General features: G+C 70.9%; 26 protein-coding genes and 1 pseudogene. 21 read left to right on the forward strand and 6 right to left on the reverse strand.

Annotated elements, in window-relative coordinates; translation table 11 throughout:
• Positions 1–22 precede the first annotated feature (22 nt).
• The gene (locus YIM_RS11220) at positions 23–418 is read right to left on the reverse strand and encodes a helix-turn-helix domain-containing protein (protein ID WP_153030298.1); all 396 of its coding nucleotides are present in this window, start codon (positions 416–418) and stop codon (positions 23–25) included.
• 114 nt (positions 419–532) lie between these two features.
• Positions 533–782, reverse strand: a pseudogene (locus YIM_RS11225) (DNA-binding protein); the annotation flags it as partial.
• A gap of 114 nt (positions 783–896) precedes the next feature.
• Between YIM_RS11225 and allB the strand changes: the two are divergent.
• Positions 897–2,222 (forward strand): allantoinase AllB, encoded by a 1,326-nt coding sequence (allB, locus tag YIM_RS11230; RefSeq protein ID WP_153030300.1) that lies wholly within the window; start codon positions 897–899, stop codon positions 2,220–2,222.
• Here the strand turns inward: allB and YIM_RS11235 are convergent.
• Complete coding sequence (locus YIM_RS11235) at positions 2,219–2,695, reverse strand: CoA-binding protein (RefSeq protein ID WP_153030301.1); 477 nt, start codon at positions 2,693–2,695, stop codon at positions 2,219–2,221. The genes allB and YIM_RS11235 overlap by 4 nt on opposite strands.
• The gene (locus YIM_RS11240; RefSeq protein WP_153030302.1) at positions 2,692–3,981 is read right to left on the reverse strand and encodes an O-acetylhomoserine aminocarboxypropyltransferase/cysteine synthase family protein; all 1,290 of its coding nucleotides are present in this window, start codon (positions 3,979–3,981) and stop codon (positions 2,692–2,694) included. Before YIM_RS11240 ends, YIM_RS11235 begins: the two co-directional genes overlap by 4 nt.
• A gap of 84 nt (positions 3,982–4,065) precedes the next feature.
• On the opposite strand from YIM_RS11240, the gene YIM_RS11245 reads away from it, so the two are divergent.
• Entirely contained in the window at positions 4,066–4,935 is an 870-nt protein-coding gene (locus tag YIM_RS11245) for an aldo/keto reductase (RefSeq protein ID WP_228004669.1), read from the forward strand.
• A gap of 2 nt (positions 4,936–4,937) precedes the next feature.
• Here the strand turns inward: YIM_RS11245 and YIM_RS11250 are convergent, their stop codons facing one another.
• Complete coding sequence (locus YIM_RS11250) at positions 4,938–5,558, reverse strand: (2Fe-2S)-binding protein (protein WP_153030303.1); 621 nt, start codon at positions 5,556–5,558, stop codon at positions 4,938–4,940.
• Positions 5,555–6,370, reverse strand: a complete 816-nt coding sequence (locus tag YIM_RS11255) for a putative RNA methyltransferase (RefSeq protein ID WP_153030304.1) — start codon at positions 6,368–6,370, stop codon at positions 5,555–5,557. Before YIM_RS11255 ends, YIM_RS11250 begins: the two co-directional genes overlap by 4 nt.
• Positions 6,371–6,434: 64 nt before the next feature.
• Between YIM_RS11255 and YIM_RS11260 the strand changes: the two genes are divergently transcribed.
• From YIM_RS11260 to YIM_RS11350, 19 genes are all read left to right on the forward strand, one after another.
• A complete protein-coding gene (locus YIM_RS11260; RefSeq protein ID WP_228004670.1) occupies positions 6,435–7,589 on the forward strand; it encodes an alpha/beta fold hydrolase in 1,155 nt (384 codons plus the stop codon).
• Complete coding sequence (locus YIM_RS11265) at positions 7,481–8,812, forward strand: ammonium transporter (RefSeq protein WP_153030305.1); 1,332 nt, start codon at positions 7,481–7,483, stop codon at positions 8,810–8,812. Before YIM_RS11260 ends, YIM_RS11265 begins: the two co-directional genes overlap by 109 nt.
• The gene (locus tag YIM_RS11270; RefSeq protein WP_153030306.1) at positions 8,809–9,147 is read left to right on the forward strand and encodes a P-II family nitrogen regulator; all 339 of its coding nucleotides are present in this window, start codon (positions 8,809–8,811) and stop codon (positions 9,145–9,147) included. The genes YIM_RS11265 and YIM_RS11270 overlap by 4 nt, the downstream gene beginning before the upstream one ends.
• 3 nt (positions 9,148–9,150) lie before the next feature.
• Positions 9,151–11,463: a [protein-PII] uridylyltransferase gene (locus YIM_RS11275; protein ID WP_153030307.1), complete on the forward strand. Its 2,313-nt coding sequence runs from the start codon at positions 9,151–9,153 to the stop codon at positions 11,461–11,463.
• Positions 11,464–11,558: 95 nt separating this feature from the next.
• Positions 11,559–11,882 (forward strand): hypothetical protein, encoded by a 324-nt coding sequence (locus tag YIM_RS11280; RefSeq protein ID WP_153030308.1) that lies wholly within the window; start codon positions 11,559–11,561, stop codon positions 11,880–11,882.
• A gap of 38 nt (positions 11,883–11,920) precedes the next feature.
• Complete coding sequence (locus YIM_RS11285) at positions 11,921–12,790, forward strand: Ku protein (RefSeq protein WP_153030309.1); 870 nt, start codon at positions 11,921–11,923, stop codon at positions 12,788–12,790.
• A 328-nt stretch (positions 12,791–13,118) separates the two neighbouring features.
• Positions 13,119–14,678, forward strand: coding sequence for a signal recognition particle protein (gene ffh, locus YIM_RS11290; RefSeq protein WP_153030310.1), 1,560 nt, complete (start codon positions 13,119–13,121; stop codon positions 14,676–14,678).
• Entirely contained in the window at positions 14,679–15,743 is a 1,065-nt protein-coding gene (locus tag YIM_RS11295; protein ID WP_153030311.1) for an amidohydrolase family protein, read from the forward strand.
• 76 nt (positions 15,744–15,819) lie between these two features.
• Positions 15,820–16,560, forward strand: a complete 741-nt coding sequence (locus YIM_RS11300; protein ID WP_228004671.1) for a CPBP family intramembrane glutamic endopeptidase — start codon at positions 15,820–15,822, stop codon at positions 16,558–16,560.
• 124 nt (positions 16,561–16,684) lie between these two features.
• The gene (locus YIM_RS11305; protein ID WP_153036914.1) at positions 16,685–17,452 is read left to right on the forward strand and encodes a CPBP family intramembrane glutamic endopeptidase; all 768 of its coding nucleotides are present in this window, start codon (positions 16,685–16,687) and stop codon (positions 17,450–17,452) included.
• 167 nt (positions 17,453–17,619) lie between these two features.
• Complete coding sequence (gene rpsP, locus YIM_RS11310) at positions 17,620–18,063, forward strand: 30S ribosomal protein S16 (RefSeq protein ID WP_153030312.1); 444 nt, start codon at positions 17,620–17,622, stop codon at positions 18,061–18,063.
• A complete protein-coding gene (locus YIM_RS11315) occupies positions 18,060–18,299 on the forward strand; it encodes an RNA-binding protein (RefSeq protein WP_113693495.1) in 240 nt (79 codons plus the stop codon). The genes rpsP and YIM_RS11315 overlap by 4 nt, the downstream gene beginning before the upstream one ends.
• A 10-nt stretch (positions 18,300–18,309) precedes the next feature.
• Complete coding sequence (gene rimM / locus YIM_RS11320) at positions 18,310–18,825, forward strand: ribosome maturation factor RimM (RefSeq protein WP_153030313.1); 516 nt, start codon at positions 18,310–18,312, stop codon at positions 18,823–18,825.
• A complete protein-coding gene (gene trmD / locus YIM_RS11325) occupies positions 18,825–19,580 on the forward strand; it encodes a tRNA (guanosine(37)-N1)-methyltransferase TrmD (RefSeq protein ID WP_153030314.1) in 756 nt (251 codons plus the stop codon). The genes rimM and trmD overlap by 1 nt, the downstream gene beginning before the upstream one ends.
• Before the next feature lie 160 nt (positions 19,581–19,740).
• The gene (gene rplS, locus YIM_RS11330; RefSeq protein WP_113693492.1) at positions 19,741–20,094 is read left to right on the forward strand and encodes a 50S ribosomal protein L19; all 354 of its coding nucleotides are present in this window, start codon (positions 19,741–19,743) and stop codon (positions 20,092–20,094) included.
• A gap of 30 nt (positions 20,095–20,124) precedes the next feature.
• Positions 20,125–21,066, forward strand: coding sequence for a signal peptidase I (gene lepB, locus YIM_RS11335; protein ID WP_153030315.1), 942 nt, complete (start codon positions 20,125–20,127; stop codon positions 21,064–21,066).
• Between the two features lie 5 nt (positions 21,067–21,071).
• Positions 21,072–21,878 carry a ribonuclease HII gene (locus tag YIM_RS11340; RefSeq protein ID WP_153030316.1) on the forward strand — a complete coding sequence of 269 codons (807 nt, stop codon included), beginning with the start codon at positions 21,072–21,074 and terminating at the stop codon, positions 21,876–21,878.
• The gene (locus YIM_RS11345; RefSeq protein WP_113693489.1) at positions 21,875–22,198 is read left to right on the forward strand and encodes a DUF2469 domain-containing protein; all 324 of its coding nucleotides are present in this window, start codon (positions 21,875–21,877) and stop codon (positions 22,196–22,198) included. Before YIM_RS11340 ends, YIM_RS11345 begins: the two co-directional genes overlap by 4 nt.
• A 117-nt stretch (positions 22,199–22,315) precedes the next feature.
• Complete coding sequence (locus YIM_RS11350) at positions 22,316–22,696, forward strand: YraN family protein (RefSeq protein ID WP_153030317.1); 381 nt, start codon at positions 22,316–22,318, stop codon at positions 22,694–22,696.
• Positions 22,697–23,118 lie beyond the last annotated feature (422 nt).

Here is a 23,118-nt window from a genome sequence, read left to right on the forward strand (position 1 = left end):
TACGTCGAGCGTCGCGCGGCCGTCAACAACTTGTTGAATTCCCGCTCTCGGATTGCTCGCGGTTCAGGTAGTTGTACACGGTGAACCGGGTGACCCCGAGCGATTCGGCGATGGTGGCCACCGCCTTCCGCATGGTGAAAGCACCGCGTTCTTCCAGCAGTCGCACGGCTCGTTGCTTCCCGGCGCGGTCCAGCAGGCGCAGTTCGCCGCCGAGTTCGGTCTCCACCTCGTGCACCAGCCGCTCCAGCGCGCCGGTCAGCTCGGCACCCGGCAGTCGCACCGCGCCGACGAGTTCACCCTCCCAGCGCAACGGCACGTCCTCCGGTCGCTGCTCGGCCGGGGGCACCACGGTGGCGTCGATGCGGTCCAGCAGCGGCGCGATCGCGGTCACCAGCGGGTGCTCGGCACGCTTGCCCACTAGTGGTCACCACCGGAATTCTTTCGGGCTGTCGACGGCCCAGCTTCCCGCTGGCCGCGGCACGCCCGGCGGAAACCTGAGTCCGCCGACAGCCGCGAAGCAATTCCGGTGGCGACCACTAGCCGTCCCTGGTGTTCCTGAGCTGGAGGGTCAGCTTGGTGGCCCCGCCGGTCAGCGCCGCGCGGGCGATCTTGGGCAGGGCGGCCAGCACCGCTTCGGCGTCCCCGCGGACCGAGGTGCCGAGCGGGCCGAAGTCGGTGTCCAGGCCCGCGGCCAGTGCCGCCTGCCGGGCCAGCTCGGCGTGCTCCGGTGCCGGACCCTCGCCGAGAAAGGGTTCCGTGGTGAACTCGGCTTCCAGTTCCACGTCGCGAACGGTAACTCCTCCGGCGCGCGTGCGTAAGCTCGGATTTTTGTAGGTTCCTACCTTGACCGGCCGCGGGGTTCGTGCGGAAGGTACCGGGCGGAAGGGAGGCGAGCAGTGGATCTGGTCTTGCGAGCGCCGAGGGTGATCACGGCGGACGGGGAGGTCGCGCGGGCGGTCGGCGTGACCGGCGGGCGCATCACCGCGATCGAGCCGCTGTCGGCGGAACTGTCCGCCGATCGGGTGGTCGAACTGGGTGAGGACGTGGTGCTGCTGCCCGGACTGGTGGACAGCCACGTGCACGTCAACGATCCCGGCCGCAGCGAGTGGGAGGGCTTCGAGACGGCCACCGCCGCCGCGGCGGCCGGCGGGGTCACCACGATCGTGGACATGCCGCTGAACAGCCTGCCGCCGACGGTCGACCCGGCCGCGCTGGCGGTCAAGCGGAAGTCGGCCGAGGGCCGGGTGCACGTGGACGTCGGGTTCTGGGGCGGTGCGATTCCCGGCAAACTGGACCAGCTGCCCGCGTTGCACGATGCCGGGGTGTTCGGCTTCAAGTGCTTCCTGCTGCATTCGGGAGTGGACGAGTTCCCGCCGCTGGATCCGGCCGGACTGGCCGAGGGCCTGCGCACGGTCCACGACATCGACGCGATGATGATCGTGCACGCCGAGGACTCCGACGAGATCGAACGGGCGCCGGAGGTCACCGGCGGGCACTACGCGGACTTCCTGCGGTCCCGCCCGCGAGGCGCGGAGAACCTGGCCATCGCGCACGTGCTCGACGAAGCACGCCGGACCGGGGCGCGGGTGCACATCCTGCATCTGTCCTCTTCGGACGCACTGCCGATGCTCGCCGAGGCGCGCCGCGACGGGGTGCGGGTCACCGTGGAGACCTGCCCGCACTACCTGAGCTTCATCGCCGAGGAGATCGTGGACGGGGCGACGCAGTTCAAGTGCTGCCCGCCGATCCGCGAAGCGGCCAACCGCGAACTGCTCTGGCAGGGACTGGCCGATGGTGTGATCGACTGCGTGGTCAGCGACCACTCGCCGTGCACCCCGGAGCTGAAACGGTTCGACAGCGGTGACTTCGGCGAGGCGTGGGGCGGGATCTCCAGCCTGCAGATCGGCCTGCCCGCGGTGTGGACCCAGGCGCGGGCACGCGGCCATTCGCTGGCCGACGTGGTCCGCTGGATGGCGCTGCGGCCCGCCGAGCTGACCGGGCTGCGCCACAAGGGCCGGATCGAGGTCGGCGCGGACGCCGACTTCTGCGTGTTCGCCCCGGACGACGCTTTTGTGGTCGACGTGGCGAAGCTGCGGCACCGCAATCCGGTGAGCGCCTACCACGGCCGGCCGCTGGCCGGGGTGGTGCGCGGCACCTGGCTGCGTGGCCGGGAGATCACCGGGGAGGAGCCGTTCGGCGCGCTGCTCACCCGGCCTTCCTAAGCGAAGTCCGCGCGCTTCGAGCTGATCACTCCGGTGTCGAAACCGGCGAGGTGCAGGCCACCGGCGAAGCGGGCGTGCTCGATCTTCACGCACCGGTTCATCACCACGTCCAGGCCCGCTTCGGTGGCCCGGTCGGCGACCGGCTCGTGCCACAGCCCGAGTTGCAGCCACAGCGTGCGAGCACCCGCCTCGATGACCTCCTCGGCCACGCCGGGGAGGTCATCGTGCTTCCGGAACACGCTGACCAGGTCGACGTCGGGCACCTCGGCCAGCGACGGGTACACCGGCCGCCCGAGCAGCGAATCGAGCCGCGGGTTCACGAAGTGCACGCGGTACCGGCTCGACGAGAGCAGGTACGAAGCCACGAAGAAGCTCGGCCGCGACGGGTTCGCCGAGGCGCCGATGATCGTCACCGACTCGGTGCGGGTCAGCAGGCGACGGCGGTCGCGTGCGGTCGGTTCGGTCCAGCTCATGCGCGCACCGCCTGGTCCAGGGCACGGTCGATGTCCCACAGGATGTCGGCGGTGTCCTCCAGGCCGATCGACAGCCGGATCAGGTCCGGGCCGACGCCGCCCGCGCGCAGCTGGTCGTCCGAGAGCTGCTGGTGCGTGGTCGACGCGGGATGGATCACCAGCGTCCGCGCGTCGCCGACGTTCGCCAGGTGCGACAGCAGCTCCACCGACTCGACGAACTTTTCCCCGGCGGCGCGGCCACCACGCACGCCGAACGAGAACACCGCACCCGGACCCTCCGGCAGGTACTTCCGCGCGCGCTCGTGGTGCGGGTGCGAGGGCAGGCCCGCGTAACTCACCCACGCGACCCTGTCGTCGGCTTCCAGGTACTCGGCCACCTCGCGCGCGTTCGCCACGTGCTCCGCCATCCGCTGCGGCAGCGTCTCGACGCCCTGGAGCAGGAGGAACGCCGAATGCGGGGAGAGCACGGCACCGATGTCGCGCAACTGCTCGACGCGCAGCCGGGTGCAGAAGGCGTACTCGCCGAAGTTCTCCCAGTACTTCAGGCCGCCGTAGCTTTCCACCGCCTCGGTCATCCGGGGGAACTTGCCGTTGCCCCAGTCGAACTTGCCCGACTCGACCACCACCCCGCCGAGCGTGGTGCCGTGGCCGCCGAGGAACTTCGTCGCCGAGTGCAGCACGATGTCGGCGCCGTGCTCGATCGGGCGGCAGAGGTACGGCGTGGCCAGGGTGGCGTCCACCACCAGGGGGATGTCGTGCGCGTGGGCCAGCTCGGCGAGCCCGTCGAGATCGGCGATCGCGCCGCTCGGATTGCCGATCACCTCGGCGTAGAGCAGGCGGGTCCGGTCGGTGATCGCCGCGGCGTAGTCGTCCAGCGCGGTTCCGCTGATGAAGCTGGTCTCCACACCGAACCGCCGCAGCGTGCCGTCGAGCTGGGTGACCGTGCCGCCGTAGAGATCGCTCGCCGCGACGATGTGGTCGCCGGCTTCGGCCAGCGCGGCGAAGGTGAGGAACTCGGCGGCCTGCCCGCTGCCGGTGGCCACCCCGCCGATCGCGCCCTCCAGGCTGGCCAGCCGTTCCTCGAAGGCGGCCACCGTCGGATTGCCGATCCGGCTGTAGATGTTGCCGTACTTCTGCAGCGCGAACAGCGAAGCCGCGTCCGCCGCGTCTTCGAAGACGAAGCTGGTGGTCTGGTAGATCGGCACCGCGCGGGCACCGGTGGTGCGATCGGGCGTGCCGCCGGCGTGCAGGGCGCGGGTGCGGAAGCCCCAGGTGCGCTCGTTCATCCCGGGCGACGCTACCCGGGAACATCGGCGGACGGCCAGTGGTTGCCCCAGGTGTCCCACCTGCCGAATCAGGGAGCGATACACGTGACGAACACCCAGGTCAAAGCGACGCCAGGGGGTACTTTCCGGCTCGGAGGCGACCTGCCGGTGCACCGGCTCGGCTATGGAGCGATGCAGATCACCGGTCCGGGCGTCTGGGGCGAGCCCGCCGATCGTGACGGTGCGCTGACAGTGCTGCGGCGTGCCGTCGAGCTGGGCGTGAACTTCATCGACACCGCCGACTCGTACGGGCCCGATGTCAGCGAGAAGCTGATCCGCGAGGCGCTGCACCCGTACCCGGAGAACCTGGTCATCGCGACCAAGGCCGGGCTCACCCGCACCGGGCCGGGTCAGTGGATCCCGGTCGGGCGGCCCGCCTACCTGCGCCAGCAGCTCGAACTCAGCCTGCGCAAGCTGGGCGTGGAGCGGGTCGACCTGTTCCAGCTGCACCGCGTCGATCCCGAGGTGCCGCTGGCCGATCAGGTCGGGGAGCTGAAGCTGCTCCAGGAAGAGGGCAAGATCCGGCACATCGGGCTGTCCGAGGTGGGGGTGGCGCAGCTGGCCGAGGCCGCGCAGATCGCCGAGATCGCCAGCGTGCAGAACCTGTACAACCTGGCCGCCCGGCACCACGAGGACGTGCTCGACTACGCCACCGACCACGGCATCGCCTTCATCCCGTGGTTCCCGATCGCCACCGGTGAGCTGGCCAAGCCGGGCAGCGTGCTGGAGCAGGCCGCGAAGGACCACGGCTCGACCCCGGCCCAGCTGGCGCTGGCCTGGCTGCTGCGCCGGTCGCCGGTCGTGCTGCCGATTCCCGGCACGCGGTCGGTGGCGCACCTGGAGGAGAACGTGGCGGCGGCGGACATCGAACTGACCGACGCCGAGTTCGACGCGCTGTCCGCGTTGACTTCGTAGGTTCAGCCGAAGCCCCGGAGGCGCGCGGCGCGTTCCTCCGGGGTCTGGCGCGGGCAGCTCGCGCACTTGTCCGCCCGCGGGATCTCGTAGATCAGGCAGCAGGACGCCCGCTTCACGATGGTGTTCCGGCCGACCTGGGTGAACCTCGGCCGCGGCAGGTGCGGCCCGATCGCCTCGGCGAGCTGCCCGGCCAGCTCCACCGCCCGCTCCGCGGCACCCGACCAGAGCAGCCGGTTCGCGATCGAGTCGGTGGCGATTGCCCACAGCGCGTTCTCGGCGGCGCCGCACGCCTCGCTCATCGGCGGGATGACGGTGGCCAGCATGGTGTGCATCGCCTGGCCCAGTTCGAGGATGCCGCCGTCGAGCACGCGGTCCGAGCGCGCGTCGATGTACCGGCCGTCTGGCTGCATGTTCAGTGTGACGGCGTCGAGTGAGGGGTCGGCGATCTTGCCGGTGAACAGCGACTCAGTCGACGGCGCCACGATCACCGAGGACGCCGAGTACCAGCGGACCGTGCCGAGCACGCGCGGCCCGGCCGTGCGGCCGTACATCCGCTCGGCGGTCTTCAGGTCCTCGTGCAACCAGTCGGGATCGGCGAGCACGCTCGCCTTCACCGCCGTCATCGGAACACCGACAGGGTGAACGAGGCGGTGACGTCGACCGGTTCGGTGATCTCGGCCAGCCGCTCGGCGCGGCCGTCGCGGTGCAGGTGGTGCGCCGCCGGTCCCATGCCGACCACGTGCCGCACCTCGTCCGGGGTGAGGCGCAGCCGGTAACCGATCTCCTCGCGGTGGTCGAGCGCGAACCGCGTGAGCGAGCTGTCCAGCCGCTGCTCCTTGTCCTCCCCGATGCCCAGCACCGCCGACCCCAGTTCGCCGAGGTGTCCCGGATTGGGTGACACCACCACCAGCGCCCCGCCCGGCCGGAGCACGCGGCGGAACTCCGCGGGGTTGCGCGGGGCGAAGACGTTGAGCACCACGTCGGCGGCCTGGTCGGCGACCGGCCACGGCTCCCACAGGTTCCACACCGCGGCGCCGATCGCCGGATGCGCCTTGGCGGCGCGGCGCAGGGCGACCGCGGAGACGTCGAGCGCGAGGCCGTGCGACTTCCCGGTGAGTGCTTCGGCCAGGTAGTAACCCGTCCCCGCGCCGGCGTCGATGATCAACTCGGGTTCGAAGCGGGCGGCTTGCGCGGCCACCGCGTCCGCGAGCGGCTGGTAGTGCCCGGCAGCCAGGAACTCGACGCGGGCGGCCACCATCTCGGCGGTGTCCGCGGTGCCCGCCGGGATCTTGGCGTGCAGGAGATTGACGTAACCCTGCTTGGCCAGGTCGAAGGAATGCCCGCGCACGCAGCGCAGCGCGCGCTCGTGACCGGTGAGCGGTTCGCCGCACACCGAGCACCGCAGGGCGCGGACGACCGGCTCGGGCAGTTGCATGGCCCCATTCGACCACGGGCGAAATCCGGTTGCCCCGCGCCACCCCCGGCCCGACGATCACCCCATGCGTAGCACGACGGTCGGTGGCGGACGACGGCTCAGCTGGGCGGAGTGGGGGCCGTCGGACGGTCACCCGGTGCTGTTCTTCTCGGGCGCCGCGATGGGCCGCGACCTCGCTTTCGGCACGGACCTGGTCCGGTCACGGGGGATCCGGCTGATCTCGGTCGAGCGGCCTGGGCTGGGGGACTCGGATCCCGATCCGGGTCGGACGCTGGATTCGTGGGTCGACGACGTGCGCGCGCTGGGCCTGCCGTCGTTCTCGATCGTGGCGTTCTCGCAGGGCGCCCCGTTCGGGCTGGCGTGCGCGGCGGCGGGACTGTGCTCGCAGCTGGTGATCGTGTCGGGTCAGGACGAGTTGCGTTCGTTCGGGGATGCCCTCGACCCGGACGTCGCCCGCTTGATCCGGTCCGTGGACGAAGATCCCGCCTCCTTCGAAGCCGAGTTCGCCGCCACCGCCGACGCCGCGACGATGTGGGACCTGATCGCGGGCATGAGTTCGCCGGTGGATCTGGCGGTGTACACCGAACCCGCCTTCGCGCGTGCCTACCGCTCGGCACTGGCCGAAGGCTTCCGCCAGGGCGCCGCCGGTTACGCGCGGGACCTGGTGCTGGCGCTGAGCCCGTGGCCGTTCGCGGTGGAGGACATCCGCGTCCCGGTCACCCTCTTCTACGGTGCACACGACACGAGCCCGGTGCACTCACCCGACCTCGGGGAGTCCCTGGCCCGCCGCATCCCGGGCGCCGTCCGGCAGGTGTTCCCGGACGCGGGTCGATCCTGTGGACCCACGCGGCCGAAATCCTCGATTCGATCGTCGAACGCGGTGGAACGGCGTTACCTCCTTCGGAGTACCGCGTCTCCGGCCGCGCTGACCTCGGGTCATAACGGTTCCGTTTCGGAAACGGACACCATCGGGTGGGTATCGGGAAACCTACCCGTAACAAAGGGCGCACCCGGGTTCACAGACCTGAAACGTCCCTGGTCATCCCGTGCAACACGGCTTTCCCATGATTTGCCGCAATTGCGAATCGGCAATCTTCTCGAGGAGGAAGCGTGGAAGGGAATACGGCCTGGCTGCTCACCAGCGCCGCCCTGGTGCTGTTCATGGTCCCAGGGCTGGCGTTCTTCTACGGGGGGATGGTCCGTTCCAAGAGCGTGCTGAACATGCTCATGATGAGCTTCGGCTCACTGGGCATCGTCGGTGTGCTGTGGGTGATCTTCGGTTATTCGACCACCTTCGGGAACGACGTGGGTGCCGGTCTGCTCGGTGACCCGTTCGAGGCGCTCGGCCTCAGCGGCCTGATGGGCGCGGAAACCTTGTCCAACACCGGTTTCGCGGCGTTCCAGGCGATGTTCGCCATTCTCACCGTGGCGCTGATCTCCGGTGCGGTGGCCGACCGGGTGCGCTTCGGCACCTGGCTGCTTTTCGCCGGCCTGTGGGCCACCATCGTCTACTTCCCGGTGGCGCACTGGGTGTTCGCGTTCGACGCGAAGGACGACGTGACCGGCGAGGTCACCAAGTCCGGCGGCTGGATCGCCAACGACCTCGGCGCGCTCGACTTCGCCGGTGGCACCGCGGTGCACATCAACGCCGGTGCCGCGGCGCTCGCGCTGGTGCTGGTGATCGGCAAGCGGGTCGGCTGGCCCAAGGAGCCGATGAAGCCGCACAACCTGCCGTTCGTCATGCTCGGCGCCGGCCTGCTGTGGTTCGGCTGGTTCGGCTTCAACGCCGGTTCCGCGCTGGCCGCGAACAACATCGCCGGTGTCGCGTTCATCAACACGCTCACCGCCACCTCGGCCGCGCTGCTCGGCTGGCTGCTCATCGAGCGCATCCGCGACGGGCACGCCACCAGCCTCGGCGCCGCCTCCGGTGTGGTGGCCGGACTGGTCGCGATCACCCCGGCGTGTGCCTTCGTCGACACCTGGGGCGCGCTCGCCATCGGCGCCATCGCCGGCATCCTCTGCGCGCTGGCGGTCAGCCTCAAGTACCGCTTCGGCTACGACGACTCGCTCGACGTGGTCGGCGTGCACCTGGTCGGCGGCCTGGTCGGCACCCTGCTGATCGGCTTCTTCGGCACGGTCGGGGTGAACGAGGGCAGCAAGGACGGCCTGTTCTACGGCGGCGGCCTCGAACTGCTCGGCACGCAGGCGATCGGCGCGTTCTCCGTGCTCGGCTACTCGTTCGTGGTCACCGCGATCATCGCGCTGCTGATCAAGGTGACGCTCGGCTTCCGGCTCCCGAAGGACGAGGAGGTCGTCGGCATCGACGAGGCGGAGCACGCGGAGACGGCGTACGAGTTCGGCGGTGGCCGGGGCGGGCGTGCCGCGACCAACAGTTCCGGGGTGGCCGGCACGGCCAAGAAGCTCGAGGGGAGCAAGTCATGAAGCTCATCACCGCGATCGTCAAGCCGTTCACGCTCGACGACATCCGCTCGGCACTGGAACAGCTCGGCGTGCTCGGCATGACGGTGAGCGAGGTGCAGGGCTACGGCAGGCAGAAGGGCCACACCGAGGTCTACCGCGGTGCCGAGTACGCGGTCGACTTCGTGGCGAAGATCCGGGTCGAGGTGGTCACCGACGACGCCAACGTGGAGAAGGTGATCGAGGCGATCGTCAGCGCCGCGCACACCGGCAAGATCGGTGACGGCAAGGTCTGGGTGACCGCGGTCGACACGGTGATCCGGGTGCGGACCGGGGAACGCGGGACGGACGCGCTATAGACCGTGGAAGCCGGGGAGCTGGTTGACGCAGCGAAGAAGCTGCTGGAGGGCCGCCACGGGCGGTTGGGCGCGGCGGCCCTCCGAGCGGCATTGGTGGATCTTTACGAGTTCTGGCTGAGCAAGGCCGCCGCGGCGGCCGGCGTGGACACCGCGGTTCCGGGTGTCGCGCTGGTCGCCGTCGGCGGGCTCGGCCGCCGGGAACTGGTGCCGTTCTCGGATCTGGACCTGGTGCTGGTGCACAACGGCAACGCCGGTGTCGGCGAGATCGCCGACGCGCTCTGGTACCCGTTGTGGGACGCGCGGGTCGGTCTCGACCATTCCGTGCGCACCCCTGGCGAAGCGCTGAAGGTGGCCGCGGAGGATCTCCGCACCGCGGTCGGCCTGCTGGACGCGCGGTACCTCGCCGGTGATCAGGAACTGGCACGCCGGCTGGCCGAGGCGGCCAGGGAGAACTGGCGGCGGACCGCGCGCAAACGCTTGGCGGAGCTGGCTTCCTCGGCGCGGCAGCGGTGGAAGCGCAGTGGCGAGATCGCCCAGTCGGCCGCACCCGATCTCAAGCACGGTCGCGGTGGGCTGCGGGATCTCGGCCTGCTCGACGCCTTCGCCGCCGCGCAGCTGGCCGACCGTCCCGGTGAGGAACTGGTCGCGGCCAAGGAACTCCTGCTGGACGTCCGCACCGAGCTGCGGCGCGAACTCCGCCGCGACCGGGACGTGCTGAGCCCGCCGGACGCGGAGGCGGTCGCCGTCGAACTCGGCTTCGGTGACCGGTTCACCTTGGCGCGCAAGCTTTCCGGCGCCGGGCGAACGGTCAGCTACGCGGTGGACACGGTGTTGCGCGCGGTCGAGGTCACCCCGCGCACGCGGTTCGGCAGACGGCCGTCGCGGACCCCGCTGGACGACGGCGTGGTGTTGCACGGCAACGAGGTTTCCCTTGCCAGGGACGCGGTTCCGGCGCGGGACCCGGCCTTGCTGCTGCGCGTGGCGGCGGCGTCCGCGCGCACCGGTCAGCCGATCGCGCAGGGCACCTTGCGCACGCTCGCCGACTCCGCACCTGAACTACGGGCCCCGTGGCCGGCCGGTGCCCGCGACGCGCTCACCGAACTGCTCGGGGCGGGCGAAGGCCTGCTGGACGCGGTCGAAGCACTGGACCGCACGGGGTTGTGGGCGCGGTTGTTCCCGGAATGGGGCGCGGTGCGGGATCTGCCGCCACGCGAACCCGTGCACTCGTGGACCGTCGACCGGCACCTGGTGCAGGCCTGCATCGAGGCCTCGAAGCTGACCACCACGGTGTCCCGGCCCGATCTGCTCCTGCTGGGCGCGTTGCTGCACGACATCGGCAAGGGGCGCGCGGCGGACCACTCCGAGCTGGGCGCCAAGATCGCCGCGCAGGTGGCCACCAGGATCGGACTGTCCGAAGTGGACACCAGGGTGGTCTCGGCGATGGTGCGCCACCACCTGCTGCTGCCGGACACCGCCACCCGCCGCGACATCAGCGAGCCGGCCACCGTGCAGCGGGTGGTGAAGACCCTCGAGCACGACCCGCTGCTGGTGGACCTGCTGCAGGCGCTGGCGAAGGCCGATTCGCTGGCCACCGGTCCCGGCGTGTGGTCGGAGTGGAAGGCGGCGCTGATCGCCCAGCTCGCCGGTCGCTGCCGGGAAGCGCTGCAGGGCAAGGTGCTCGGCTCACCCGAGCCACTGGACGCCGAGCAGCGCGAACTGGTGGAGACCGCGACGGTCACCGGTCAGCCGCAGGTGCACATCTCGTCGGAGGGCAAGGTGGCCACCGTGGTGCTCGCCGCGCCCACCCAGTCGGAGCTGCTCGCCCCGGCCGCGGGCGTGCTCGCACTGCACTCGCTGGAGGTGCACACGGCGATGCTGCACGGGCACAACGGCGGGCGCGTCGGCGTGTTCACCGCCTCACCCAAGTTCGGCTCGCTGCCCGACGTCACGCTGCTGCGCGAGCAGTTCGCCAGGGCGCTGGGCGGGGCGTTGCCGTTGACGCAGAAGCTCGCCGCCAAGGAACGGGACTACGCGAGGGCGCCGGTGGAGTCCAGCGGCCCCAAGGTGCTCTGGTTCGACGACGAGACCAGCGGGTCCACCACGGTGGTGCTCGAACTGCGCGCCACCGACCGGATCGGCCTGCTCTACCACGTCGCCGGCGCGCTGCGGCGGTGCGAGGCCGAGGTGCGCTGGGCCAAGGTCGCCACGCTCGGCGCGGCGGTGGTCGACTCGTTCGCCATCGCGCCGCGGCACGGCAGGCTCGACCGCGAGTGGCGCGACCGGATCGAGCAGGCGGTGCTCGCCGCGGCGAGCTGACCTGCCCGTTCGGGGTGTCGCGTGAATCGCGCGGGGTGACGGTGGCAGGATGTCGCCGTCGGTGTGGCCTGGCGGAACGCGAGAAGGCGGGTGGCATGGTGGGCGAACCGGTTCTTCCCGGCTCGATCGTGGCCGCGCACCTGGAGGCCTGCGCCGCCGAACTGGCCGGATCGGCCGAGGTCGGCACCGCCGGTGAGCTGGCCGACGTGCTCGAACACCTCGCCGCCGGGCAGCGCCAGCTCTCGCTCGCGCTGGCCAGGCTGGCCGGGGTGGTCCGCGGCAGCCAGGTCGACGGCGCGCTGACCGAGGTGCTCGAAGCCGCCGCCAGCGCGGCCGGGTACTCCGCCGACGCCATCGCGGAGAGTGAGCCGGTGCTCGGCGCACTGCTGCAAACAGCCGACGAGGACACCCGTTTGTAGCTGGTGAGGGTCGCTTTCGCCGGATTACGCTCGAACACATGCGCGCTGTCTGGAAAGGCACGATCGGATTCGGCGCGTACGCCATTCCGGTGAAGGCGTACAGCGCGACCACCGATCGCGCCTCCGGCCTGACCCAGGTCCACCTGGCCGACGGCGGCCGCATCCAGCACCGGCGCTACTGCGAGGCCGACGGCACCGAGGTCCCGCCGGGCGAGATCGGCAAGGGCTTCCCGCTGCCGGGCGGTGACGTGGTGGTGCTCACCGACGAGGACCTCGCCTCGCTGCCGCTGGCCACCGCGCACTCCATCGACGTGCTGTCCTTCGTGCCGATGGAGCAGGTCGACCCGGTCTACTTCGCCCGGACCTACTACCTGGAGCCGGAGGTCGCCGGTACCAAGGCGTATGTGCTGCTCAGCGAGGCGATGCAGCAGGCGGGCCGGGTGATGGTGGTCAAGGTGGCGCTGCGCCAGCGCGAGACGCTGGCGGTGATCCGCGTGCGCGACCAGCTCCTGCTGCTGGAGACCATGCTCTGGCCGGACGAGGTCCGCGCGCCCGACTTCCCGTTCCAGCACGAGGACGTGGACGTGCACGTGGGCGAGGTCCGGCTGGCGGCCCGCCTGATCGACCGGCTGGCCGGCGACTTCGAACCGGAGAACTACGTCGACCACTACCAGTCCGCGCTGAACGAGCTGATCACCGCGAAGGTCGAGGGCGGCGAGCTGGCGCGCCCGGCGGCGGCCGTGCAGAACGCCGGGGTCACCGCGTTGCTGGCGGCACTGCAGTCCGGTGCCGAGATCCACGAGGGCGGCAGCGCGGTCGACCGGGCCCGCGGCGCCGCGGAGAAAGCGGCCGAGGCGGCCGAGGCGGCGAAACGAGCCGCCCAGCGGAAGACCGAGCCCATCGATTGACGCCCGCCCGTCGCCCACCACCACCCTCAACTGGAGCGCTTCGCGCCAGTCTGGCTGCTGAGTAGAACTACGCGCCCGATATGGGGGTCTTCCCCCTGCCACGACCCGCGCGGGACCGGCAGGCTTCTGCGCAGCGCGAGCACGGCGGAAATCGCCCGGTACTGGGGGTCGGACGAAGGCCGCTCGCCCGCCCGCGCGGCACGAGGCCCGGCCGGCCTGAGGAGGAGCGGACCGGCCGGGCGTCATCGTCGACTACCCTCGGAGGACGCAGGTGCGGTGTTCCGCCCGCAGGCCTGCACCCTGACGACGACTGCTGGAGCGCACACCCGTGTTCGACACCCTCTCCGATCGCCTCACTTCGGTCCTGCAGAACCTGCGTGGCAAGGGGAAGCTCTCCGACGCCGACATCGACGCCACCGCGCGGGAGATCCGCATCGCGCTGCTGGAGGCCGACGTCGCGCTCCCGGTGGTGCGCGCGTTCATCGCCAAGGTCAAGGAACGGGCCAAGGGCGCCGAGGTCTCCGAGGCGCTGAACCCCGCCCAGCAGGTCATCAAGATCGTCAACGAGGAACTGGTCGCCATCCTCGGCGGCGAGACCCGGCGGCTGAACCTGGCGAAGAACCCGCCGACCGTGCTGATGCTCGCCGGTCTGCAGGGTGCCGGTAAGACCACGCTGGCGGGCAAGCTGGCGATGTGGCTGAAGAAGCAGGGCCACGCGCCGCTGCTGGTCGCCTGCGACCTCCAGCGCCCCAACGCGGTCACCCAGCTGCAGGTGGTCGGTGAGCGCGCGGGCGTGCCGACCTTCGCGCCGGAGCCGGGCAACGGCGTCGGCGACCCGGTCGACGTCGCCCGCCGCGGTATCGACGAGGCCAAGCACAACCAGCACGACATCGTGATCGTCGACACCGCGGGCCGCCTCGGTGTGGACGAGGAGCTGATGCGGCAGGCCGCCGACATCCGCGACGCGGTCCAGCCGGACGAGACGCTCTTCGTGGTCGACGCGATGATCGGCCAGGACGCGGTGACCACCGCCGAAGCCTTCCGCGACGGCGTCGGCTTCACCGGCGTGGTGCTCACCAAGCTCGACGGCGACGCGCGCGGTGGTGCCGCGCTGAGCGTGCGCGAGGTCACCGGCCAGCCGATCCTGTTCGCGTCGAACGGCGAGAAGCTCGAGGACTTCGACCTGTTCCACCCGGACCGGATGGCCAGCCGGATCCTCGGCATGGGCGACATGCTCACCCTGATCGAGCAGGCCGAGCAGGCCTTCGACCAGGAGAAGGCGGAGCAGGCCGCGCAGAAGCTGGGCAGCGGCGAGCTGACCCTGGAGGACTTCCTCGAGCAGATGCTCGCGGTGCGCAAGATGGGCCCGATCGGCAACCTGCTGGGCATGCTGCCCGGCGCCGGGCAGATGAAGGACCAGCTGGCCCAGGTCGACGACAAGTCGCTGGACCGGCTGCAGGCGATCATCCGCGGCATGACCCCGGCCGAGCGGGCCGATCCGAAGATCATCAACGCCTCCCGGCGCCAGCGCATCGCCAAGGGCTCCGGTGTGGCCGTGCGCGAGGTCAACGACCTGGTCAACCGGTTCTACGACGCCAAGAAGATGATGCAGCAGATGGCCGGGCGGTTCGGCTTCGGTGGCGGTGGCGCGAACAACCGGAAGAACAACCGCAAGGGCAAGAAGGGGAAGAAGGGCAAGGGGCGCGGCCCCACGCAGCCCAAGATCAAGGGCGGTTTCCCCGGTGGCATGCCCGCGCTGCCGCCGGGTGGCTTCCCCGGCGCCGGTCCCGCCGGTGGCATGCCCGACCTGTCGCAGCTCGGTGGCAGCCTGAACGATCTGCCCCCCGGTTTCGACCCGTCGAAGTTCAAGCTGCCCAAGGGAAAGTAGATGGCGTACCGCCTCAGCGGCGTGGTGCTGCCCTCCGGTGAGCACCGCGACCTGTGGATCGACGGCGGCCGGATCAGCTACCAGCCGGTCGACGGCGCCGAAACGCTGGCCGAGGACGTGTTCCTGGTGCCGGGCCTGGTCGACGCGCACTGCCACCCCGGCATCGGCGCGGAGGACCTCGGCGGGGCGGCCGCGCACGCGCTGGCCGATCGCAAGGCCGGCACGCTGCTGATCCGCGACTGCGGTGACCCGCTCGCCACCAAGCCGTTGCAGCAGCGCGAGGACCTGCCGCGGATCATCCGCTGCGGCCGTCACCTCGCGCTGCCCAAGCGGTACGTGCCGGGCCTCGGCATCGACCTGGACAGCCCGGACCAGCTGCCCGACGCGGTGGCCGAGCAGGCCGCCGACGGTGACGGCTGGGTGAAGCTCGTCGGCGACTGGATCGACCGGTCCGCCGGCGACCTGGCGCCGCTGTGGCCGGACGACGTGCTCGCCGAGGCGGTCAAGGTCGCGCACGACGCCGGTGCCAAGGTCACCGCGCACGTCTTCGGTGCCGCCGCGCTGCCGGGTCTGCTGGCCGCCGGGGTCGACTGCCTCGAACACGGCACCGAGCTGTCCGGCGGGCAGCTGTCCGAGATGGCGCGGCGCGGTATCGCGCTCGTGCCGACCCTGGTCAACATCACCGAGAACTTCCCCGGCATCGCCGACGCCGCGGGCAAGTACCCGGTCTACGCCGCGCACATGCGTGAGCTGCACCGGCGCGTCGACGGACTGGTGCAGGACGCGCTGGACGCCGGCGTGGCCGTCTACGCGGGCAGCGACGCGGGCGGCATGATCGACCACGGCCGGATCGTCGACGAGATCGAGCTGCTGCACCGGGCGGGCATGTCGCGCACCGAGGCGCTCGGCGCCGGGGCCTGGGCCGCCCGCGACTGGCTCGGTCACCCGTCCATCGCCGACGGCGCCCCGGCCGATCTGCTGGTGCTGACCGCCGACCCGCGCGAGGACCTCGGCGCCCTGCGCCACCCGTCGCACATCATCCTGCGCGGTACCGTCACTTCCTGAGACGGGCCGGGTTCACCCGGTAGCCATCCGCCCCTTAGCGTTGGGGTGCGAAGGTCATTCCGGCGGCGGAGGTGCGGTGGCTCAGGCGGACGAAAACCCTCCGGCGGTCGGTGACGGCCTGGTCCGCGGTGCCCACTGGGGGCTGCTCGCGTTCATCGCCGGTTTCGGCGCGTACCACCTGATGAACCTGGTCCTGACCGCCGCGCTGACCGGCCGGTTCACCGGGTTCGACGACGCCGAGGAGATGCCGGACCTCGGTCCGCTGCTGCTGCTCGCCTTCGTGCCCAACCTGATGCTCGGCCTCGCGCCGGTGCTGGCCGCCCGGCGCTGGGGCTCCTTCCGCGAGCTGGGCGTGCTGCCGAACCTGCGCGACATCAAGATCGGCCTGGCCTGCGGCGGTTTCGCCCTGCTGGCCGGGTATCTGGCGAACCTGCTGCTGCTCCCGGTCTTCGGCACCGACCTCGAATCCGGCAACCCGCTGGCCGGGCTCGCGCAGGGAGTCGGCGACAACCCGCTGTGGCTCGCGCTCGCCGCGCTGATCGTGGTGCTCGTCGCGCCGGTGACCGAAGAGGTGCTGATCCGCGGCGCGTTGTGGGCCGGGCTGACCGCCCACCGCATCCCGCAGTGGGCGGTGCTCGCGCTCACCGCCGCGGTGTTCGCCCAGTTGCACGGAGAACCGAGCCGGACACTGGCGTTGTTCGTACAGGGGCTGGCGATCGGGGCGGCCCGGCTGCTCAGCGGCCGGACCGGTTCGAGCGTGGTGGCGCACGCCGCGAACAACCTGCCACCCGCACTCCTGCTCCTGGGTGCGTCATGACCCGGTGGCGCCCAGTAACCTTTAGCCCGCCCGTCTCCCACCACCGCCCTCAACGGAGGGCTTCGCCCACTAACCTTGATTTGCCCGAATTGCGAAGAACCGACCGGAGGACGGCTTGAGCGCCATGGAGGGGGAGCCGGTCCAGGGCCCCGAGCCGCTGCCGGAGGTGGCCGTGCCACCGGACCCGCGCTGGGGCTTCGGCGCCTTCCTCCTGGTCGAAGCGATCTTGCTCACCTCGGCCGCGCTCGTGCTCGCCGCACTCGGCCCGGTACCGGCCGGCCAGCCGATGCCGGTCGGTCACGTGCTCGTCGGCACCATCACCCCGACCGTGGTGGCCGCCACCGCCGCCGTGCTGATCACCCGGATCCGCGGCAACGGCCCGCTGGCCGACCTGCGGCTGTCCTGGCGCTGGTCCGACGTCAAGACCGGGCTGAAGTTCGGCCTGGTCGGGCTGGTGTGCACCACGGTCGGCGCGTTCGTCTGGACGGAGATCGTCGGCGAGCAGAACGCCTCGTCGGCGATCAGCGCGCTGATCCAGGACCAGCCGATGTCGGTGACCGCCGCGGTGATCATGTTCCTCTACCTGTGGCTGCTCGGGCCGATCTGCGAGGAGATCATCTACCGCGGCCTGCTCTGGGGTGCGGTGGAGCGGCTGAGCTGGGGCAACGAGAAGTGGGGCAGGGTGGCCGCCTTCCTGCTGTCCACCGCGGTGTTCGCGGTCAGCCACCTGGAGCCGCTGCGGACCACGCTGCTGCTGGTCATCTCGGTGCCGATCGGGCTGGCCAGACTCTTCACCGGCAGGCTGCTCGGCAGCATCGTGGCGCACCAGATGAACAACTTCCTGCCCGCGGTCGCCATCCTGCTCACCACGCTCGGCATCGCCACCCTGTAGGCGGGTCCGCGCGGGCCGTCTGGCAGAATGTTCGATTGCTTGCCCCGGCCGGACCCTCTCACCGCGCCGGGGTCGAACACACCTGACCTCCGGGCGTCGCATTCGTTCCCCACTCGGATCGCGCGGCCGACCTTGCTACCAGAGAGAACTGAGGAGTACCCACACCCGTGGCCGTCAAGATCAAGCTCCAGCGCCTCGGCAAGATCCGTGCGCCGTACTACCGCATCATCGTCGCCGACGCGCGCACCCGCCGGGACGGCAAGGCCATCGAGACGATCGGCAAGTACCACCCGAAGGAAGAGCCCAGCTTCATCGAGGTGAACTCCGAGCGCGCCCAGCACTGGCTGGCCGTCGGCGCCCAGCCGACCGAGCCGGTCCAGCGCCTGCTCGAGATCACCGGTGACTGGCAGAAGTTCAAGGGCCTGCCGGGCGCCGAGGGCACCCTGAAGGTGGCCGAGCCGAAGCCGTCCAAGCAGGACCTGTTCAACGCCGCCCTCGCGGCCGCGGGCGAGGAGCCCTCGGCCGAGGCCACCACGCCCAAGAAGAAGGGCGGCAAGAAGGCCGACGCCGAGAAGGCCGAGGCCAAGGCCGAGGAGAAGACCGAGGCGTGAGCTTTCTCGCGGACTCCCTTGAGCACCTCGTGCGCGGGATCGTCGACAACCCGGACGAGGTCCGCGTCGAACTGATCACCACGCGTCGCGGCCGCACCCTCGAGGTGCACGTCCACCCCGACGATCTGGGCAAGGTGATCGGCCGGGGCGGGCGCACCGCCACCGCGCTCCGCACCGTGATGGGCGGAATCGGTGGCCGGGGTGTGCGGGTCGACGTGGTCGACACCGACCACTGACGCCGCGCTGATGGAGGTTGTCGTCGGCCGGGTGGCCAAGGCACACGGCATCACCGGCGAACTCGCCGTCGACGTGCGGACCGACTCCCCGGAGCAGCGGTTCGCCGTCGGTGCCGTGGTGCTCGCCCGGCCGCGCGGCGGTCGCGCTCGTGAACTCACCGTGGCAGCCGCCCGCTCGCACAGCGGGCGGCTGCTGGTGCGTTTCGAGCAGGTCCCCGACCGCACCGCGGCCGAGGAACTGCGTGGCGCGCTGCTGCTCGGGGACACCGCGGACCTGCCGCCCACCGAAGATCCAGACGAGTTCTACGACCACCAGCTCGAGGGCCTGCGGGCCGAGCTGACCGACGGCACCGAGGTCGGCACCGTGCTCGAGGTGGTGCACTCGCCCGGTGGCGAGCTGCTCTCGCTCGACCGCGACGGCGCGACCGTGCTGGTGCCGTTCGTCAAGGCGATCGTGCCGGTGGTCGACGTGGCAGGCGGCCGGGTCGTGCTCGACCCGCCCGAGGGCCTGCTGGACGTCGAGTGATGCGCCTCGACGTCGTCACGATCTTTCCCGAGTACCTCGACCCGCTGCGGGCCGCGCTGCTCGGGCGCGCCATCGATCGCGGGCTGATCGAGATCGGCGTGCACGACCTGCGTGACTGGACGCACGACGTGCACCGCGCGGTCGACGACGCGCCGTACGGCGGCGGTCCCGGCATGGTGATGAAGCCGCAGATCTGGGGCGACGCGCTCGATCAGGTCTGCGGGGAGCACACCCGGCTGGTGGTGCCGACCCCGGCCGGTCGCCCGTTCACCCAGGAACTGGCCCACGAGTACGCCACCGAGCAGCACCTGGTGTTCGCCTGTGGCCGTTACGAGGGCATCGACCAGCGGGTGATCGACGACGCCGCCCGCCGGATGCCGGTGGACGAGGTGTCGATCGGGGACTACGTGCTGGTCGGCGGCGAGGCCGCGGTGCTGGTCATGGTCGAGGCCGTGGTCCGCCTGCTGCCCGGGGTGCTGGGCAACGCGCGTTCGGCTGAGGAGGACTCGTTCTCCGACGGCCTGCTCGAAGGACCCAGCTACACCCGCCCCGAGGTCTGGCGGGAGCTGGCCGTGCCGGAGGTGCTGCGCTCGGGCAACCACGCGCTGATCGACCGCTGGCGCCGCGACCGGGCGCTCGAACGGACCGCCGAGCGCCGCCCCGAGCTGATCTCCCGGTTGCCGGAGGGCAGTCTCGACAAGCACGACCGGGCCCTGCTCGCGAGCCTCGCCGAGGAGTCGGAACGGGGCGAGTGATCCGGCGTCCGGCGGGTCTGTAATACTTGACCGGTTGGCGCGAGAGGACCCCATTGGGTTCGCGCGCCCGCCAACCCCCTGGGCCGGCCGCTGTGACAGGCGTGCGCCCGGACGTATGGCAAGACGAAGACGTTACATCACAGACGAGGACGGACCACCGATGAACACCCTGGACGCCCTGGACGCTCAGTCGCTGCGTTCCGACATCCCGGAATTCCGACCGGGCGACACGCTGAAGGTGCACGTCCGAGTGATCGAGGGCAACCGCGAGCGCCTTCAGGTCTTCCAGGGCGTGGTCATCCGCCGTCAGGGCGGTGGCATCCGCGAGACGTTCACCGTCCGCAAGGTCTCCTTCGGCGTCGGCGTGGAGCGCACCTTCCCGGTGCACAGCCCGAACATCGCGCAGATCGAGGTGCACAAGCGCGGCGACGTGCGCCGTGCGAAGCTGTACTACCTGCGTGAGCTGCGCGGCAAGGCGGCGAAGATCAAGGAGCGCCGCGAGCCGGCTTCCTGATCCGGTAGCGGATTCCCGTAGCCTGGCGTCGTGGCCGAACCTGTGTCTTCAAACGCTGCCGAGGACGATCCCGAACGCTCCGAGCACCACGACGGAGCAGCGGAGGAGACCAAGGGCGGTGCCCACCGCAAGCGTGGCAAGGGCAAAGCGAAGAAGAAGCGCCCGTTCTGGGTGGAGCTGCCGATCCTGATCGTCGTGGCGCTCGCGCTGACGTTCGTGATCCAGCAGTTCTTCTTCCGCGTCTACATGATCCCGTCGGGATCGATGGAGACCACCCTGCACGGTTGTGAGGGGTGCACCGGTGACCGCATCCTGGTCGACAAGATCACCTTCGATTTCGTCGACCCCACTCCTGGTGACGTGGTGGTGTTCAAGGGACCGGAGCCGTGGGTGGAGAACGAGGCGCTCCCGGCGGAGTCCTCGAACCCGGTCGCCCGGTTCTTCCAGAGCATCGGTTCGGTGTTCGGCCTCGCCCCGCCCGACGAGCGCGACTTCGTCAAGCGCATCATCGCGATGCCGGGGCAGACGGTCGAATGCTGCGACGCGCAGAACCGCGTGGTGGTCGACGGCAAGGCGCTCGACGAGCCGTACCTGCACTTCGAGGACGGCACCGGGGTGCAGGCCCCGTTCGACCCGGTGAAGGTGCCGCTCGGCTCGGTCTGGGTGATGGGCGACAACCGCAACAACTCCTCGGACTCCCGCATGCAGGGCGGCGGGGGCGAACGCGGTGCGGTGCCGCTGGAGAACATCATCGGCAAGGCCAGGATCATCGTGTTGCCGCCGGACCGCTGGGGCGGCGTGACCGATCACAACCCGCAGGAGGCCGCCCAGCCCGCCGCACTCGGCATGAGCGCACCGGCCTGGCAGCAGGGCATCCCGCTGGGCATCGGCGTGGTGGCCGCCTGGCCGACGGTGTGGGCCGGTCGCAAGCTCGGAGCGGGCTTGCGCGGGGCGGCGCAGCGGAAGCGCTAGCCGCGGTGTCAGCGCTGAAGCCGCCGCGCGCGGTCATTCGCGGGGAGAGTTCGTGGGGGCTGCAGGCCGCGCTGGAACGGCGTGGTCTCGGCCCGGTGGCGGGCGTGGACGAGGCCGGGCGTGGAGCCTGTGCCGGACCGCTGGTGGTGGCCGCCTGCGTGCTCAAGCCGGGGGACGGTGCCCGGCTGACCGAGCTGACCGATTCGAAGCTGCTCACCGCGGCCGCCCGTGAGCGGGTCTACGAGCGGGTGCTGGCCAGGGCGGTCGACTACGCGGTGGTGGTCATTCCCACCGAAGAGGTCGACGCGCGCGGCATCCACGTGACCAACGTCGAGGGCATGCGGCGCGCGGTGTCCCATCTGCGGACCGCGCCGGGGTACGTGCTGACCGACGGTTTCGGCGTGCCCGGCATGCCGGCGCCGAGCCTGCCGGTGATCAAGGGGGACCGCGTGGTGGCCTGCGTGGCGGCGGCGTCGGTGCTGGCCAAGGTGACCAGGGACCGGATCATGGCGGATCTGCACGACGAGTACCCGGTGTACGGCTTCGACGTGCACAAGGGGTACACCACGACCGAGCACGGCGCGGCGCTGACCGAGCACGGACCCAGCGCGGCGCACCGGTGGTCCTACACGAACGTGGCCGTCGCGGCCGCCGCTCACCGGCGCGAGCCACCCCATCGGGTGCTGCTCACCGCGGCGGCTCTGCACGCCACGGCCGCGCCGGTGCGTGCTCTGGATGACGGTCTGGGTCAGAATGGACTCTTCGCCGCCGACTGGCACGTGAACTCGCAAGGAGGGGCCCGGATTTCATGAGTGCCGAGGATCTCGAGAAATACGAGACCGAGATGGAGCTGTCGCTGTACCGCGAGTACCGCGACATCGTCAGCCAGTTCGCGTATGTGGTGGAGACCGAACGGCGGTTCTACCTGGCCAACGCGGTGGACGTGCAGGTCCGAGACGGTGGGGGCGAGGTCTACTTCGAGGTGCGGATGTCCGACGCCTGGGTCTGGGACATGTACCGCCCCGCCCGGTTCGTCAAGCACGTCCGGGTGATCACCTTCAAGGACGTCAACGTCGAGGAGCTGGACAAACCGGACCTACGGCTACCCGAGGGCGGTCCGTTCTCCGGCTGAGGTTGTCCACAGCACCCCAGTTGTCCACAGCCCCACCCCAACGCCCTGGCCTGCGCTTATCCGCCCTGGCACGGTCGAGATCGTCCACCGATCATCGACCCAGGGGGAGCAGCCGTGATGGGTACGCAGGCGCGGCCGTCATACGAACAGAAACAACGACTGGGCCGCCGAGGCGAGGAACTCGCGGCAGCGCACCTGAACAGCCTGGGCATGGTCGTCCTGTCCAAGAACTGGCGCTGCCGCGAGGGTGAACTCGACCTCGTCGCCACCGACGGCCGCACCCTGATCGTCTGCGAGGTAAAAACCCGCTCCGGTGCCGGCTACGGCCACCCAGCCGATGCCGTCACCCCCGAAAAGACGGCGCGCATCAGACGCCTGACCAGCCGGTGGCTTGAGCACTACCGCGTGCGCTGGTGCCCGCTACGCTTCGACGTCATCGCCATCCACTGGCCTCCCGTCGGTGAGCCCCAGCTCACCCACTTCCCGGGAGCCTTCTGACATGGCGCCCCCACCCACCCGCCCCTCACCCGTCGCCGCGCCCTCTCGCTCCGCCGGGCTCTCGCCCATCCGCGAGCGCCTCCATCCCACCGTGCCCTCTCGCTCCGCCGGGCTCTCGCCCATCCGCGAGCGCCTCCATCCCACCGTGCCCTCTCGCTCCGCCGGGCTCTCGCCCATCCGCGAGCGCCTCCATCCCACCGCGCCCTCTCGCTCCGCCGGGCTCTCGCCCATCCGCGAGCGCCTCCATCCCACCGCGCCCTCTCGCTCCGCCGGGCTCTCGCCCATCCGCGAGCGCCTCCATCCCACCGCGCCCTCTCGCTCCGCCGGGCTCTCGCCCATCCGCGAGCGCCTCCATCCCACCGCGCCCTCCCACTCCGCCGGGCTCTCGCACGTCACCGGGCCTTCCCACGCCGCCGTGCCCT

Origin of the sequence: Amycolatopsis sp. YIM 10 (assembly GCF_009429145.1) — a bacterium.
Classification (GTDB): Bacteria; Actinomycetota; Actinomycetes; order Mycobacteriales; family Pseudonocardiaceae; genus Amycolatopsis.

Excerpts from the sequence above, each read along its gene's own strand:
- YIM_RS11305 (WP_153036914.1), top strand. The coding sequence starts at position 16,685 with ATGGAGGGGGAGCCGGTCCAGGGCCCCGAGCCGCTGCCGGAGGTGGCC.
- rimM (WP_153030313.1), top strand. The coding sequence starts at position 18,310 with ATGGAGGTTGTCGTCGGCCGGGTGGCCAAGGCACACGGCATCACCGGC.
- YIM_RS11350 (WP_153030317.1), top strand. The coding sequence starts at position 22,316 with ATGGGTACGCAGGCGCGGCCGTCATACGAACAGAAACAACGACTGGGC.
- YIM_RS11240 (WP_153030302.1), bottom strand. The coding sequence starts at position 3,981 with ATGAACGAGCGCACCTGGGGCTTCCGCACCCGCGCCCTGCACGCCGGC.
- YIM_RS11285 (WP_153030309.1), top strand. The coding sequence starts at position 11,921 with ATGCGCGCTGTCTGGAAAGGCACGATCGGATTCGGCGCGTACGCCATT.
- YIM_RS11260 (WP_228004670.1), top strand. The coding sequence starts at position 6,435 with ATGCGTAGCACGACGGTCGGTGGCGGACGACGGCTCAGCTGGGCGGAG.
- YIM_RS11255 (WP_153030304.1), bottom strand. The coding sequence starts at position 6,370 with ATGCAACTGCCCGAGCCGGTCGTCCGCGCCCTGCGGTGCTCGGTGTGC.
- YIM_RS11345 (WP_113693489.1), top strand. The coding sequence starts at position 21,875 with ATGAGTGCCGAGGATCTCGAGAAATACGAGACCGAGATGGAGCTGTCG.
- YIM_RS11280 (WP_153030308.1), top strand. The coding sequence starts at position 11,559 with ATGGTGGGCGAACCGGTTCTTCCCGGCTCGATCGTGGCCGCGCACCTG.
- YIM_RS11295 (WP_153030311.1), top strand. The coding sequence starts at position 14,679 with ATGGCGTACCGCCTCAGCGGCGTGGTGCTGCCCTCCGGTGAGCACCGC.
- trmD (WP_153030314.1), top strand. The coding sequence starts at position 18,825 with ATGCGCCTCGACGTCGTCACGATCTTTCCCGAGTACCTCGACCCGCTG.
- YIM_RS11235 (WP_153030301.1), bottom strand. The coding sequence starts at position 2,695 with ATGAGCTGGACCGAACCGACCGCACGCGACCGCCGTCGCCTGCTGACC.
- YIM_RS11250 (WP_153030303.1), bottom strand. The coding sequence starts at position 5,558 with ATGACGGCGGTGAAGGCGAGCGTGCTCGCCGATCCCGACTGGTTGCAC.
- rplS (WP_113693492.1), top strand. The coding sequence starts at position 19,741 with ATGAACACCCTGGACGCCCTGGACGCTCAGTCGCTGCGTTCCGACATC.
- YIM_RS11270 (WP_153030306.1), top strand. The coding sequence starts at position 8,809 with ATGAAGCTCATCACCGCGATCGTCAAGCCGTTCACGCTCGACGACATC.